Source organism: Methylobacter sp., assembly GCF_030680395.1.
GTDB lineage: Bacteria > Pseudomonadota > Gammaproteobacteria > Methylococcales > Methylomonadaceae > Methylobacter_A.
On the sequence record NZ_JAUXVR010000011.1, the window covers coordinates 32,680 to 47,105 of the forward strand.

Genomic DNA, 14,426 nt, shown 5'->3' on the forward strand with positions numbered 1-14,426 from the left:
GTTATTTTTTATATTCCTTAAGCCCAATCAATGGCGCGCACAACAGCGCGGTTACAATACCGGCAGTGACGGTAAACCCAAAGGCATGCACGATCTCGGTGGAACTTGTCGCCAATAAGCCGAACGCCAGCAAGGTCGTTAATGCCGAAAGTGTGACTCCCAGCGAAGTGCTGGCTCGCCTGTCGCCGGCCATGAAAAAGAACAGCCCGTAATCGACGCCGATGCCCAGCACCAGCAACGACGCAAACAGGTTGAACAGGCTGAACAACTGGTCGAACCAACCCGACATGGCTAACGAAACCGCCAGCGCGACAACCGGCACCGACATGATGGTTACTGCATTGCGCCAACCGAACTTGAAACCCAAGCCAACCGAAGCCAGACAAAAAGCAACCAGCAACAAGCCGCTGGCCCTGATCCTATACCGTGCAAACAATGACGATACAGACTCGACCTGATCCACCCAGACAACGCCCGGCAAATCCTGTAACGCCATTAATGCGCCGGAATCGCTGATGCCGATTAACGCAACCGTGCTTTGACAGCGACCTGAATCACAGCCCAGCCACAACTGCTGCTTGGTTTCATCGGTAGTCGCCAGCCATTCCGGCAAAGCCAGCGTGTTGCGCCCGGCTGCGGCAAACTGCTTGAGTTCGGCTTTCACAGCCGTCTCGTCAAAGCCGAGATCAGTCATGTAGCGCTCAAGTAAGCCCGAGTCGTACAGCTTATGCTTTAGCAAGCGGTAATTTTGTTGCTGCCGATTCGTATCAGGCCAATAGTTGCTCAAGCCTTCATAAGCAGTCAGCGCTTTTTTCTGTTTTAACGACTCCAGACGTTTAAGCAGCCTTTGTTCATTTTGATGCCAGTCGGCTTGATCTTGCCCCGACACCAGAAAAAACTGGTTATCGGGACTCATCGGAAATAACTGCCGGATTTTATCGGCGGTACGGAGCAATCCGGCCGGTGGCGATTGCAGCAAGCGCACATCATCCTGCGGCGTCAGCATCCACAGACCGCCCGCTACAAAAATTGTCAACATCAATCCCAGCCGGCGCCGACGTTTGAAAATCCACAGCGGCCAGTGTTGTTCCCAATAGGTTGTCAGTTTAAATATTCCAGGCTCATGGTCGAATGTGAACCCGGTTAACAGTAACGGAAACAGCATTACCACCGTCAGCCAGGCGACCAGCAAACCCATCGCCGAAAATAACGCCACTTCCTGCAACCCCGGAAACGGCGAAAAGCCCAAGCCCGCATAACTTAGCAGATTGCTTAACAGCCCTAAAGAAAGCCCCGGCAGAATAAACTTTAGGCCTTTTCGGGGATTCCAGTCCTTCTCGCCGAAACTGTCGCACAAAAAATGCTGCGCATAGTCATCGGCGACGCCGATCAAGCTGGCTCCGAAAACCAGGGTAAGAATATGTATCTTGCCGAAAAACAGCACGCAGGCAACCAGCGCGGCGAGCAGGCCGCTGCCTATTGCGAGGCTCGATAACAACAAAGGCCTGACGCTGCGAAAAGTCGCCCACAGCAACACGATAATGCCGAGGCTCGAGCCTATGCCGACCGTGGAAATTTCCTGTTTGGCCGACTCAGCGCCATGCGCGGTAAACAATGCCATGCCGGAAACCAGCAATTCGCCGCCGGCCGTTTTGACTTGCTCGGTTGCGCTGTCAACCAGGCTCGACAGGGTTTCCAGCTTATCCAGCTGCAACCTTTCATCCTGCAAATCGGTCAATAACAACGCCCAAAACCGATGCTGATCCGACAATACGACGATGCCCTGCTCCAGATTCAACTTGATCGGATTTTGCGCATTGAAATAACGGCCAAATAGCAACGACGGATCGCGTTCCAGATCGGCCGCCTGCATCTGCCCGATGGGGCTGTTCAGTATCTCCAGGTTCTGCCTGATTAACTCCTCAGGGTTAGCCGCCAAGATTGCTTGGGTTTGCGTATCCAACAGCTGATAACGATAAGGAAACAGTTGTTGATACTGCTTGATATAGTGCTGCTGCGGAAACTCCAGCACCACCTTGTTAAACAGCTTGCTTTGTTCCAGTTGCTGTTTAAGCTTTTGTGCATGATTGATGGCTTCTTGAGACGTCGCAGCACCGGCCAGCCAGATCACTTTCCGGTTAAGCAGCTGATTATGTTGCAGGGTGGCTTTGGCGATTTCCGGCTGCTGTTCGCTGGTTGGCAATAACGCTAAAAAACTTGTTTCCAGCCAGTCTTTAGTCAAAACCTGACTGCCGAGAACACAGATGACCAGCATTCCGGCCAGCCAAAGCCCTGCCGTCAACTTAGGGTGATAAACGTTCAAAATCGGCTTCTTGTTCATCGGTTAACTGTACAGGGTGTGTGATGTTATCGAAGTTAATGCGGGTGACATTGCCGCCGGTTTCTCGTATTTCCAACCAGCGCAGCTCGGTGTCGCCCGACAACAGCATCGTACTGATGATAAGTTTCAGCATCTCATCTTTAGGGGTTAACTCCAACTGCCAGGGCGTTTTTTGATCGCTTCCGGTGATGGCAAAGCCATCGGTTAATGCCGCCAAGTCACCGCCCAACATGGCCTTAAAAACCTTGCCGAAAGCCGCGGGCACCGCTTGCTCGCCCTGCCCTGTCAACAGCCGCGACTCATTGACCAGCAGTAACGAAGCAACCGGCGTCAGAGTTTTCCAGATAACACCCTTGCTTTGGTCGTAGGTAAACGTGCCCGTGGAAATTAAAGGCTTGTGTAGTACCTTCAGGTGTTTTTGCTGGTGAAAGTCGCCCTGGGTGATCGGTGTTTTTGCCAAGCGTGCGGCGATTTGAGCTAATACATCGTCAGCGTAACTTTGACCTGGCAACAAAAAAAACAGTAATAACGATTTTAAGAAAATAGCCGGGATATAGCGGCAGCGTAATCCAATGCAGTTCTGGAACAAAGAAGTGCTAAACATACAACTCAACCGCTAAATGCTGGAAATGTTTATCAATCGTCAATACTTTTACTTGATAACGTTGAGCGATAACAGCGATTAACGCATCGGTTAAAGGCAAGGTAATCCCTCGACTTCTAAGCTCTTGCAATAACAATCCGGTATTTACCCAATCAAGTTCCTGCGTAGGGAACGAGATTACAGAATTTATCAGAAGATTAATTTGTTGTTGCTGTTTTTCAGTTTTAACGCCTTGCAGCAACTCGGCAATAATCACGCCTGTGATAGCTGCTTGATTATTTTCTATTAAAACAGCAACTTGATTTCCGAGTTCACCTTCCTGGTAACGTAAAAAATCAATCCAGGCGCAAGTATCAATTAAAACCAAGCCATTACTCATTTATTGATTTCCAATTCGCGCAATGCCTGCCAGTTATCCTCAATATCAACTTGCCCGCGCAAGGCTAATAAATCCTGCTGTCGCTTTGCCTGCTGCAAATAGGTTTGAATAGCTTTATAAATAGCTTCGGATTCAGTATTGGAATGGGTGTAAAGCATCAAGCTTTTTAACTGCTGGTCATCAATGGTAACTGTGGTTTGCATGGCACGCCTCCTAAAAATAGCTTTTCATCTTTGTATTTAACTTGATAGATCATATACCTGATTTTTCTTAGCTCTGCAAACCGCACAGTATGGGTGTTTTTGCCAATCGTGCGGCGATTTCATCCAACACAGTAACACCTTGGCCGAACGCCAATACATACAGCAACAGCGCTTTGAGTAAAATCAAGAAGCCTCCAATCCGAGCTTTTCAAACAACACAGCGGGCGATACAAAGCACATTTCCCGCGTTGCCAACTTTACAGCCACCTGAACGCTATGGCCTTTGGTCAGCCTTAAGCCTGAGCTTTTATCGGTGATCAGGTAGTTTATTTTCAGGCGGTTTTCCCATTCGACGATTTTCGCTGTTACCGTAATGATCTGCCCGAACATTGCCGGTTGCGCATAACGGATGCTTAAATCAATGACCGGCCACGCATAGCCGGAATCGCGCATTTTCGGGTAGTTGTAATCGATTTTATCCAGCAGCGCACAACGGGCAATTTCAAAATACTTGGCGTAATGCCCATGCCAAACCACCTCCATCATATCAACATCATGGAAAGGGATTTGCAGGTCGATTGAGGTTTGGTGAATCATTATATTCTCCGAGCCACGCGGCGCAACGCGCCCTGAACTGCATTCCCACGCGGCGCGTGGGAACGAGAAGTTGCTTGATGAATGCCTTTATTCATATAAATCCCAATGCTGCTTGCGACTCAACTCCAGACATAACCGCAGCTCTTGCTCCAACGCCCGGTCGGCACTCAAAAACGGGCTATGTTCGCGCAGTTGCCTGACGGTGTTTTGCAAAGCCGGACTTAACGCCTCCACATTACCCCGCAGCTCAACGCCCTGAACAACGGCAAGCAATACAGCCACGGCAACCTGTTCGGTTAATTCCAATATGCGGATGCAATCCCGGGCGGCGATGGTGCCCATACTGACTTTGTCCTGATTGTGACATTCGGTGGAGCGGGAAAACACGCTGGCGGGCATGGTCAGTTTAAGGGCTTCTGCGGTCCAGGCCGATACGGCTATTTGCAAGGCCTTGAAGCCGTGGCTCAGCAAGGCTTGTTCGCCGGTAGCGCCGGAAAGGTTGGCAGGCAAACCCTGATTGAATTTGGGGTCCATCAACTGTGCCATTTGCCGATCCATTAAATCGGCCAGATTAGCTACAGCGGTTTTAAGAGAGTCCATCGCAAAGGCAATGTGTCCTCCATAAAAATGACCGCCATGCAGGACGTGTTCGCCTTCGGCATCAATAATGGGATTGTCGTTGGCGCTGTTTAATTCATTTTCAATAAACTGCCGCAGCCAGGGCAATGAATCTTCCAGCACGCCGATGATATGCGGCGCGCAACGCAGGGAATAGCGATCCTGCAAGCGGGTATCGTGGCGCGGCGCACTGTGCCGCAACTGCAAATCCGAACGTATCCGCTCGGCGACGCGGTTTTGTCCGGGATGCGGCTTGACCGAAAACAGCTGCTCGTCAAAGTGGTAGGCATTACCGTTTAAGGCGACCGACGCCAGGCTGGTAATGCGCGTGATCAAGCGGGATAAATACTCGGCGCGTTGATAGGCCAAACAGGCGATGCCGGTCATGGCCGCCGTACCGTTCATAATCGCCAGACCTTCTTTGGGCTTTAAGGTTAGCGCTTCAATATTAAGCCCGGCAAAAACCGTTTGCGTGGCTTGACGCTCACCTTGATAAAACACGTCCCTCTCACCGGCCAGAACGGCTGCAACATAAGATAACGGGGTTAAATCGCCGCTGGCGCCGACCGAGCCTTCCTGCGGGATCATCGGCAAAATGTCCTGTTTTAATAATTCAGCCAGCTGTTGCAATAACCGGTAGCGGACGCCCGAATAACCGCGAGCCAAGCTGGTCAGGCGCGCCGCCAATATGGCCCGTGTTTGCCGGGCATCAAAATGATCGCCCAATCCGCAACCGTGGAAAGTATATAGCTGTCTGGGCAGTTGCTCGACCAGATGGAGCGGAATCGAGACCGTGCAGGACTCGCCGTAACCGGTCGTTACGCCGTAAACAAAGCCCTCTTCCTTTAACAAGGTATCGATAAAGCGTGCGCCTTTGTTGATGCGCTCAATAAATTTCGGCTGTCTGCCTAACTTCACCTGCGCTTGCTGGTTGGCAATTTGGCAAATGGCCTCAATGGTCAACGGTTGACCATCAAAAACCACGGTATTTTTACTGTTCATCGCTTTCTTTATCAACCAAGTGCCAAAAATCGAAAAAATTAAACCACTGTAACGGTTCCATTAAGCAATAATGCTCCAGGCGCTGGGCATATCGCTGAATTGTTTGCTGTATGGCTTGTTCCCGGCTTTTTCTGGGGAGCGTTAAGCTATCGCTGAAATGCTCAAAATGGATCACCTGCCTGCCCTGTTGTTTCAAGCAAAACAAGGTGTAAACCGGACATTTAAGCAATGAGGCCAAAATAAACGGGCCCTGCGGAAACAACGCGTCCGCGCCCAGAAACCTGGCCCGGCTAACGCGCGGATTCCGACTGACCGAGGTTCTGTCGGCGGTAATAATGACCAACTCACCGTTATCGATTTTATCGCTCAGCATCATTGCGGTGGCGGCGCTAATGTCGGTCACCTGGATCAGGTTCAAGCCGCTGTTCTCATTGGTTTGCTTTAGCAAGCGATTGAATTTTTCTGCATGTTTGGTGTGTACCAATACGTTAATGCGAGGCGCATCATCCAGATCAGCAATCACGCGGCAAACTTCAAGATTGCCCAAATGCGAACCTAACAGGATTGCCCCCCTATCCGCCTTGACTTGAGCCAGCAATTCGTCGCGTCCTCTGTAGCTGACGTCTGCACACGACAATGCACCCGACCAGGCCGCCAGTTTGTCGATAATGGCATTGGCGAAGCTGATGAAGTGCCGATAGCTGTCCCGAAGATTTCCGTTTAAGTGTGATGCAGGCAAAAGCTTCGCAACGCGCTTGAGATAAGCCTGACTGGCCTCCCTGCCCGGCTTGTTCACCAGCCAGTAATAACTCACGACCGGATATAAGAACCACTGCAACACGGTTCGCCCAAGCAGCAGGTAAACGCGCAGCAAGAAACGCATGCCCCAAATCATGCTCCATTCGCCCACTTCCGACCAATGCGAAGATTTTTTCATTATCGATGCCTGCTCAGCAATTGCGGGATGCGCGGCAACATCCCAAAAAACAGCTTGGCATGGGTTTTCGAAATCATGAGGTTATCCCGCCACAACTTGAAATGCGACACGCCGTCGTAAGGATATTGCACCGCAGTCGGTATATTGATCACCTCCACGCCCTGCCAGTACAGGCGCACCAGGATATCGATGTCAAAATCCATGCCTTTCGCTATGTCTGTGTCATCGGATAATTCCGTCACCGCGTTCAAGGGATACCAGCGGAAACCGCACATGCTGTCCGCAATCGCAAAGGATAAGGTGTTGATCCATACCCACATATTGGCAATATTCCGACCGTAAACCCGGCTTTTCGGCGCTGTTTTATCAAACTGCGGTTGACCCAGAATCAGCGTTTCAGGATGTTGTCTGCCCGCCTCAAGAAACACAGGAATGTCGTTAACGTCGTGCTGCCCATCGGCATCGATCTGAATCGCGTGGCTAAATCCCATAGCCTTTACTACCTTAAAACCATCCAGCACGGCAGCGCCTTTGCCGCCATTTTCCGAACGATGGATTAACGTGAGCCAATCGGACTCCTGTTTGACGCAGTCTGTCAGAATTTGGGTGCAAAGCGCCGAACTGCCGTCATTAACCAGAAAAGTCGGAATGTCGAAGCTTTTTAATTTGGCAAGCACATGGGAAATCGCGGCTTCGTGGTTGTAAACGGGAATTATGATGCAGGTTTTCATACCTTGCTCCCGTAAATCATGCGCCCTGAACTATGTGCGCCGCGCTCTGAGCTGAAATTAAAATACAGTTTTCCCATTGCTGCTTTCCAGTCGAGAGTCAGCGTTAATTCATCGTCGGGCTGTATAATCCGGGTAAATTTAACAACTTCCATCTGTGAAAACGGCTTATCGATAATAAAAAACAGTTTGCCGAAATGTTCCACCCAAGCCAGTTGCACTACGCCCGGCAAAACCGGGTAATCGGCAAAATGGTCGGGGAAATACAGCAAATCTTCGGGCACTCTAAGACCCAGCCGGGCACTGTCGGAAGCGACATCCAGACTCAGCACTTGAGGCAATTTCCGGCTATCAAAATCCAACAGGCTTTTTAACAGCGGCTGCCTGATTTTGCCCTGAGTCGTTAGCGGCATAGCGTTTACAAACAACCACTTTCTGGGTAACACCACTGCCTCAAACCATTGCCCAAGAGTTTTGCGCAATTGCCTGATTAGCCGGTTTCTGCCTTGGATTTTCAATTGCGTCACTCCCTGTTGGCTTAACACAATGACCGCCGCGACGACATCCCTGCCTTTGGCTATCACCAGTGCGTGAGCATCATCTATCCACGGCTCGCTTATCAAGTGCTGCTCCAGCTCAACCAATGACAGACGTTTTTCTTCGATTTTGACGATGCGATCCGAACGTCCATGCAGCATAAACCGGCCATCGTCCAGCCGGGTGATTTGGTCGTCCAGTTGAATCCCCCCCTTAGAAAAATCGGGGCTAGGGAGAATTTCCAAATAAGGCGAATGCAGCAACCACTTATCATCAATACAGCTTAACCTCATGCCGGAAAATAACGTCCAAGCGGCCGTTATAGATTGTCGCCTCCAAGCGATACCGCCGGTCTCGGAGCTGCCGTAGATTTCAATCACCGCCTGTCCGCCATCGGTCAATATCTGTTGTGCCGCGTTCTCCGGCAACGCGCCGCCGGAACTAAAAACCGCCTTTAACCCGGCAATACCGTCCCAAGGCGACTGCTGATCCAAGCGCTTTAAATGCGCGGGACTGGCAACCCAGTAAGCCGATCCGTGTTGAATGGCATTAACCAGCGTTTCAGGATTGAGATAAGCCTGACTATGAAAACACCGTCCTGCCGACAACGGCCAAAGCACGCGAAACAGCAAGCCATAGATATGCTGATGACTGACCGTCGCCAACGCCGCCGCATCACCCAGTTGCTCGCCCCAGTGTTTTTCGAGCGTGGCGATTTCAAGCTGGAACTGGTTAAGGCATTTGGCTATCGGCTTGGCCTGCCCCGTAGAACCGGAGGTAAAAATAACCAGTTGCGTGTGCAAAGGATTTAACGGCGATAAAGACCGGCTGGAACACTCCGATGCCTGCAAACAGTCATCGAAACACTCGCCGTTTTTCCAATCGCCCAGCAACTGGCAGTCTGGTGCTAATTGCTCAGCGGTGCCGGGGCAATTATTGCCGGGTATCCAGACTTGTTTACCGGCATGCAGCAACGCAAACAACAGCACGGCAAACGGATAAGCGTCTTCAGTATACAAAGCGTAGTGCTGAAACGGTTGCGCTTGCAGTTTATCGGCCCAAAATTTAACCGTGTCTGCAAATTGCCCTGCCGAATAATACTGCCCGGCATGATAGGCAATTGGCGTATCGACCGGCCTTTGGGCAGCCAAACAATGGGACAACGGCAACAGCTTATCTGACATGCTTCTGGGTTCTCATCCTGATCAGATATTCGGCGGCGAATAAAACGCCCATCAGCACATAAGCGATCAGGCCATTGTATAAACTCCAGACTTCCAGGCTGCACCAAAAGGCCGTTACCCATGCCAGAGTGCCATTAACGATAAAAAAGCCGCACCAGACTTGAGTCACACGGCGGGTATAAATGACGCCTTCCGGCGGTAAATCAGGATGCTGTAAACGGGCCAGACGTTCAATCAAGCTGGGTGGAAAAAACAGGCTCCAGCCGAAAATAAGCAGCATCAAACCATTAACCAGAATCGGGTAAAACAGCAAAGTGCCTAATTGGTTGCTCCACATCGCAAACAGGCAATAGCCGATACCTGCAATCAATAGCGGGGTACTCCAGTGTTTAATGGAATAACTGGCCGCCAGTCTGACCAGCAGCAACCCAATCAATAGGCCGGCTATTTTCCAGGGCTCAAAATAGTCTCTGCCGAAAAAAACCGCCAGCGGGTATAACAGCGTCGATAAACCCATCACACCACTTACAAACAACCGCATATCAGTCATTAAGCATCTTATAAACCGCCTCGACCACATCGCCAATGGTGCGGGCGGTTTTGAAATCTTCGGCTTTGATCGATTTACCGGTCATTTCTTTAAGCCTGACTATCATGTCCACCGCATCGATACTGTCGAAATCCAGGTCGTCGTACAGCCGCGCTTCCAAAGTAATCGCCTGCTCGTCCATCTCAAACATCTCGACCATAATCTCCTTGATGGCCGTTAAAATTTCTTCGCGCTCTTTTATCATAATCGCCTCAACCGCGCGCGGCTTCAATGTATTCAGCCAACGTTGAAACCGAGGAGAAAATCTTCACCACGTCCTCTTTTTCAGCATCAATCTTTACGTTGTATTTTTTGCGAATCGCCAAGCCCAATTCCAGGGCATCGATGGAATCCAGCCCCAAACCGTCATTAAACAACGGTGCCTGACTGTCTATATCCGCCACGCTGATGTCTTCCAGATCCAGCGTATCAATAATGAGTTGTTTTAATTCATTTTCCATCGTGCTTATAAAGCTCTCTCTTGAGTGAAATAATCTTGCAAATATTGTGTAAAGCGGCGTACGCCTATCGATCCTGGACTGATTTCGGCAAACTCATCCAGCGCAATATCGTCGCCGACGCGCATAGTCAGGTGAAAGCGGCGCTCGGGGATTTCATACCACCGCTCGGTTTTGGTTAAGGTGCTGGGATAACAGGTCAGTGTCACTGGCGTCACAATAGCATTCGCCTGCAAGGCAATGGCTGCCGCGCCGCGTTGAAAATGATACGGCTTGCCCGGTATTGACCGGGTTCCTTCAGGAAAAATAATCATCGATCCGCCCGAGCGCAACCAGGCAACGCACTCGGCTATCATGTGCTCGGGATCGCCGTTGCTGATATATCCCGCATTGAGTATGGGGCCGCGCATGAACGGGTTATGCCATAGCTTGGCTTTGACAATACAACTGACCTGTTTGATTTGGCTGATCAAAAAAACAATGTCGACCAGCGTTGGATGATTGGCGATGATCAACTGCCCTGGGCGGTTAAGCTTGTCCAGACCCACGATTTCGTAAGTCATCACCCCAAGCCTGTGCATCAAGCCGATGAAGACATAAAAGCTGTAACTCACCGTTTTTTGTCCACGACCGATCTTTTGACGCCGATTGCCGGGCAACAGCGACAACACCGGAAACACGAATGCCCACAGCAATAAGCCGCCGACGCCAAAGCTTAAAAAGCTCAATCCTGTTGCCAGAAGACGCCAGCCATAGCCTAATTTTGTCGCTATTTTTTGTGCCATTCCCAGCTATGTCTATGATTGCCCAGCACCAACGTTTCATCGTCGGCAACAAGAAATTTTATGAAAGAGAGTATCTGCAAAGCCTGCTCGCCATCGTCGCGATGCGCGGGTGATCTGTTAAATTGCAACGGCAAGCCACTGCCAGTTAAAGAAACTTTTAAAGCCAATGCACAAATGGCAGGCGCATTAAGCGCAAACGGTAACGACGGGTAAAAATCCGATAGCGGTTCATCATACATCACTATCAGTACTTCGTTATGGTGTTCCTGCAAAAGCCCCAGCGCTTCAATAAACGCCGGAGCAATACCGTCCTGGCCCGGCGCAACCACGGTAATTTCCTGATGATTGGCATAGGCGATGGAAAACAATCCCGCTATGGCGTTATGAACTGACAAACTAAAGGCTGTCGGCGAAACTTCGTCACCTTTTTGCATGCTTTTGAGCATCTCCAATGACTTATTCACTTCGCCATGGGCGGAGCTAAAAACAATGGGCAATGACTTATCGCTGTCAATACAACCGTTCGCGGCATTAAAAACCGCCCTGGCTAATGGGCTTAATCTACGTTGCAGCACCTTGGGCACCGCAGCCGGTAGGGCCGCTTTTTCCTGTTGGGCAAAAGTCTGATGGTCATGCCACTTTCGCCAATCTTCGTGACAGCTCATTCCGGGTGCCCAAGCGTTCCAGCTTCGCAGTACAAAATCAACCGTCATGATATCCATCCGCTTGAACGGTTACACTGGACGGAGAATAAAAAATCAAAACCCCTTGAATTCATAAAATAAATGCAATTCCTCGCAGACTTGAGAATGCCGGTTGTTGAAGACAAATTTGCAGCTGTCAAAGTATCGGCATGACGCCCACAACCGGTACGTTGCTTTTAAATATCGCCCATACAGCCATACCGGGCATCAAAGCCAAACTTTGTGCGCTTTGCTGCGTAATCATGGCGACCAGCGTTTCGCCGCCGGGTAGCAAAACGATCACCTCCGCATTCACCTCATCCTGTTGGACGCGAATCACGCTACAGGACAGACGGTTGCGAGCCGTAAACCGATTGGGATCGGAATCGATTGTTAGCGTTATGTCGGCACTGTTGATCAACAATACCGCATCGGCACCGACCTGTAAGCCAAGGTCGCGGAGCGACGTCAAGGTTACGGAGGTAATAACCTGTTCGCCCCCTTTCAATTTCACGATAACTTCGGCATTCACCGCACCGGCTTGAATCGCGGTAATACTGCCAAAAATCTGATTACGGGCGCTGGTTTTAACTACCAGACGCTGCAACAGCAAAACCGTATCGGGATCATCGGCGAGACTGCGGTTGAGTTGATCAAGAAACTGTTGATGCTGTTGTTCCAGGCGGGTAAACAGCGCCAGTAAAGAGCGTCCTGCTTCGGTTAAACAGGTGCCGCCGCCTTTGCTGCCGCCCGTGGCGGTGCTGACTAATGTTTTCGGGGCCCCATTATTGGCTCTTTCGATGATCTGCCAAGCGCCTTTATAACTCAAACCCACCTGCTTGGCGGCCTGATTGATTGAGCCGCTTTGATCTATCGCCCTTAGCAAGCCGATCATGCGGCTATCCAGCATGTCGGCCAGCCGCAATTCACCCTTGATCCAGGTCGGCGCGGCGTTGTCGCTAGTAATGGTTTGGGACATAAATCAACGAGGGATGAATAACCTGCTTTGCAGGAAGATTGGATCTTGTTAGGACAGACATTATTTTATATGAAGAAACAGCCTGTTTCCATAATCGTTATTTACTTTTGTACATAACGAATTAAACTAAAGCCGTGCCTTATTCCAATCTTTCCGGATAAGTTCTGCCCGCATCGACGAATTGACGGAGATGTAAATTTCATAAATACAATTATAGGCCATTGATGATGCAAAGAAAACCTCTTGCCAATGTTGCTGTCAGTCATACACTCAGCTTAATTGTCGCCGGTGGCTTTTATATAGGCGGCTGCGGTACTGTTCAGGCGGTTGAAAAGAAAAAATACAGCAAACCGCCGTTTACCGTCTTTTCCAGCCAAATGCAGGATGCCTTACTGGGATCGGACAAATACGAAAAACCGGTCTGGAATCTGCACGATACACTGAACCTGCCGAAATGGCTGTCTCTGTCGGTGGAACAGCGCACCCGCTACGAAACCATGGACGGCAGTTTCAAGGCCGGCGGCAAAGGCCGCGACCAACAAATTCCGTTGCAAACCGACGTATTCCTGGAGGCGCGCTTCAATCATCTACGCGCTGGAGCCGAGTTTCTGGATGCACGGCAGTTCGGCGCCGATAGCGGTTCCGGGATCAATAACACCCACGTAGACGAGGCTGACTTTATCCAAGGTTATCTGGCCTGGGCCGATCAGAACGTAGCCTACAGCGGTCTGGGAGCGGAAGTCATCGTCGGTCGTCAATCGCTTAATATCGGTAGTCGCCGGTTGATTGCCAGAAACGCGATGCGCAACACCATCAATAGTTTCGACGGCATGCGGCTACGTTTGCTCGATTATAACAACTGGCAATTCAATGCTTTTGTGACCAAACCGGTCGGCCGCTATCCGAATAATTCGGCGCAACTTCTTGATGGCTTCCACAGTTTCGATGAACCGGAATACCAAACCTGGTTTTCCGGCGGAATCCTGGAAAAATACGACATCGCCAAGGGCATTAACGCCGAATTATATTTGTACCATCTAGACGAAGGCGACCGCAAACGCAGCCAGACTGCCAACCGGCGCTATTTCACGCCCGGCATGCGATTTTATATGAAACCGGCCAAAGGCGCATTCGACTTTCAAACCGAAACCATCGGCCAATTCGGCACGGTGCGTTCATCGACCGCCGCCAACAATAGCACGGATTTAGACCATTCCGCCTGGTATCAACACCTGGACGTCGGTTACACCTTTGCTATGCCCTGGTCGCCGCGTTTGGCGCTGGAATACGATTACGCCAGCGGCGATCACGACCCCAACGACAGAAAAGATCAGCGTTTCGATACCCTGTTCGGAGCAAGGCGCTTCGAGTTCGGTCCGACCGGCATTTACGGCGCCTTTGCCCGCAGCAATATCAATACGCCGGGCTTGCGCTTAACCGCCGAGCCGCGAAGCGATGTGCAGCTTGGCCTCAGTCACCGGCTCTACTGGCTGGCGGAGGATAAGGATAGTTGGACCTCAGCCAATCTGCGCGATACCACGGGTAGAACCGATAACTTTATCGGCCAGCAACTCGAACTGACAGCTCGCTGGGATTTCAACAGCAGCCTGAATTTCGAAACCGGCTGGGCGCATCTGTTCAAAGATACTTTCGCCAAGGAAACCACCAATGCGCCAACTAATAAGGATGACGTCAATTATGTCTATGTACAAAGCCTGTTGCGTTTTTGACGGATTGATAAACCGACGAACCTGATAAGTTAGCCGCGTTTGACAGCAGGGCAATAAATTACCGGCACATTG

At 50.6% G+C, this 14,426-nt stretch carries 16 protein-coding genes; 1 reads left to right on the forward strand and 15 read right to left on the reverse strand.

Annotated features, from left to right (window positions below; genetic code table 11):
• Position 1: 1 nt before the first annotated feature.
• The 15 genes from Q8L79_RS06435 to Q8L79_RS06505 form a co-directional block, all read right to left on the reverse strand.
• The gene (locus Q8L79_RS06435; protein WP_305269209.1) at positions 2–2,323 is read right to left on the reverse strand and encodes an MMPL family transporter; all 2,322 of its coding nucleotides are present in this window, start codon (positions 2,321–2,323) and stop codon (positions 2–4) included.
• A complete protein-coding gene (locus Q8L79_RS06440) occupies positions 2,304–2,945 on the reverse strand; it encodes an outer membrane lipoprotein carrier protein LolA (RefSeq protein WP_305269212.1) in 642 nt (213 codons plus the stop codon). The genes Q8L79_RS06435 and Q8L79_RS06440 overlap by 20 nt, the downstream gene beginning before the upstream one ends.
• Entirely contained in the window at positions 2,938–3,324 is a 387-nt protein-coding gene (locus Q8L79_RS06445; RefSeq protein WP_305269214.1) for a PIN domain-containing protein, read from the reverse strand. Before Q8L79_RS06445 ends, Q8L79_RS06440 begins: the two co-directional genes overlap by 8 nt.
• On the reverse strand, positions 3,321–3,527 hold the full coding sequence (locus tag Q8L79_RS06450) for a type II toxin-antitoxin system VapB family antitoxin (RefSeq protein WP_305269216.1): 207 nt from the start codon (positions 3,525–3,527) through the stop codon (positions 3,321–3,323). Before Q8L79_RS06450 ends, Q8L79_RS06445 begins: the two co-directional genes overlap by 4 nt.
• Before the next feature lie 183 nt (positions 3,528–3,710).
• Positions 3,711–4,124, reverse strand: a complete 414-nt coding sequence (locus tag Q8L79_RS06455; RefSeq protein WP_305269217.1) for a thioesterase family protein — start codon at positions 4,122–4,124, stop codon at positions 3,711–3,713.
• 87 nt (positions 4,125–4,211) lie between these two features.
• Entirely contained in the window at positions 4,212–5,744 is a 1,533-nt protein-coding gene (gene hutH / locus Q8L79_RS06460; protein WP_305269218.1) for a histidine ammonia-lyase, read from the reverse strand.
• On the reverse strand, positions 5,734–6,681 hold the full coding sequence (locus Q8L79_RS06465; protein ID WP_305269220.1) for a hypothetical protein: 948 nt from the start codon (positions 6,679–6,681) through the stop codon (positions 5,734–5,736). Before Q8L79_RS06465 ends, hutH begins: the two co-directional genes overlap by 11 nt.
• On the reverse strand, positions 6,681–7,412 hold the full coding sequence (locus Q8L79_RS06470) for a glycosyltransferase family 2 protein (RefSeq protein ID WP_305269223.1): 732 nt from the start codon (positions 7,410–7,412) through the stop codon (positions 6,681–6,683). The genes Q8L79_RS06465 and Q8L79_RS06470 overlap by 1 nt, the downstream gene beginning before the upstream one ends.
• Positions 7,409–9,130 (reverse strand): AMP-binding protein, encoded by a 1,722-nt coding sequence (locus Q8L79_RS06475; RefSeq protein ID WP_305269225.1) that lies wholly within the window; start codon positions 9,128–9,130, stop codon positions 7,409–7,411. Before Q8L79_RS06475 ends, Q8L79_RS06470 begins: the two co-directional genes overlap by 4 nt.
• Positions 9,120–9,680 (reverse strand): hypothetical protein, encoded by a 561-nt coding sequence (locus Q8L79_RS06480; protein ID WP_370869886.1) that lies wholly within the window; start codon positions 9,678–9,680, stop codon positions 9,120–9,122. The genes Q8L79_RS06475 and Q8L79_RS06480 overlap by 11 nt, the downstream gene beginning before the upstream one ends.
• On the reverse strand, positions 9,673–9,921 hold the full coding sequence (locus tag Q8L79_RS06485) for an acyl carrier protein (RefSeq protein WP_305269307.1): 249 nt from the start codon (positions 9,919–9,921) through the stop codon (positions 9,673–9,675). Before Q8L79_RS06485 ends, Q8L79_RS06480 begins: the two co-directional genes overlap by 8 nt.
• A 10-nt stretch (positions 9,922–9,931) precedes the next feature.
• Positions 9,932–10,189 carry a phosphopantetheine-binding protein gene (locus Q8L79_RS06490; RefSeq protein WP_305269310.1) on the reverse strand — a complete coding sequence of 86 codons (258 nt, stop codon included), beginning with the start codon at positions 10,187–10,189 and terminating at the stop codon, positions 9,932–9,934.
• The gene (locus Q8L79_RS06495; protein WP_305269227.1) at positions 10,186–10,962 is read right to left on the reverse strand and encodes a 1-acyl-sn-glycerol-3-phosphate acyltransferase; all 777 of its coding nucleotides are present in this window, start codon (positions 10,960–10,962) and stop codon (positions 10,186–10,188) included. The genes Q8L79_RS06490 and Q8L79_RS06495 overlap by 4 nt, the downstream gene beginning before the upstream one ends.
• Positions 10,947–11,627 carry a beta-ketoacyl synthase chain length factor gene (locus Q8L79_RS06500; protein WP_305269229.1) on the reverse strand — a complete coding sequence of 227 codons (681 nt, stop codon included), beginning with the start codon at positions 11,625–11,627 and terminating at the stop codon, positions 10,947–10,949. The genes Q8L79_RS06495 and Q8L79_RS06500 overlap by 16 nt, the downstream gene beginning before the upstream one ends.
• Before the next feature lie 175 nt (positions 11,628–11,802).
• Positions 11,803–12,624, reverse strand: coding sequence for a TOBE domain-containing protein (locus Q8L79_RS06505; protein ID WP_305269231.1), 822 nt, complete (start codon positions 12,622–12,624; stop codon positions 11,803–11,805).
• Positions 12,625–12,851: 227 nt separating this feature from the next.
• Here Q8L79_RS06505 and Q8L79_RS06510 point away from each other — a divergent pair, with 227 nt between their 5' ends.
• On the forward strand, positions 12,852–14,354 hold the full coding sequence (locus Q8L79_RS06510; RefSeq protein WP_305269233.1) for an alginate export family protein: 1,503 nt from the start codon (positions 12,852–12,854) through the stop codon (positions 14,352–14,354).
• Positions 14,355–14,426: the final 72 nt, after the last annotated feature.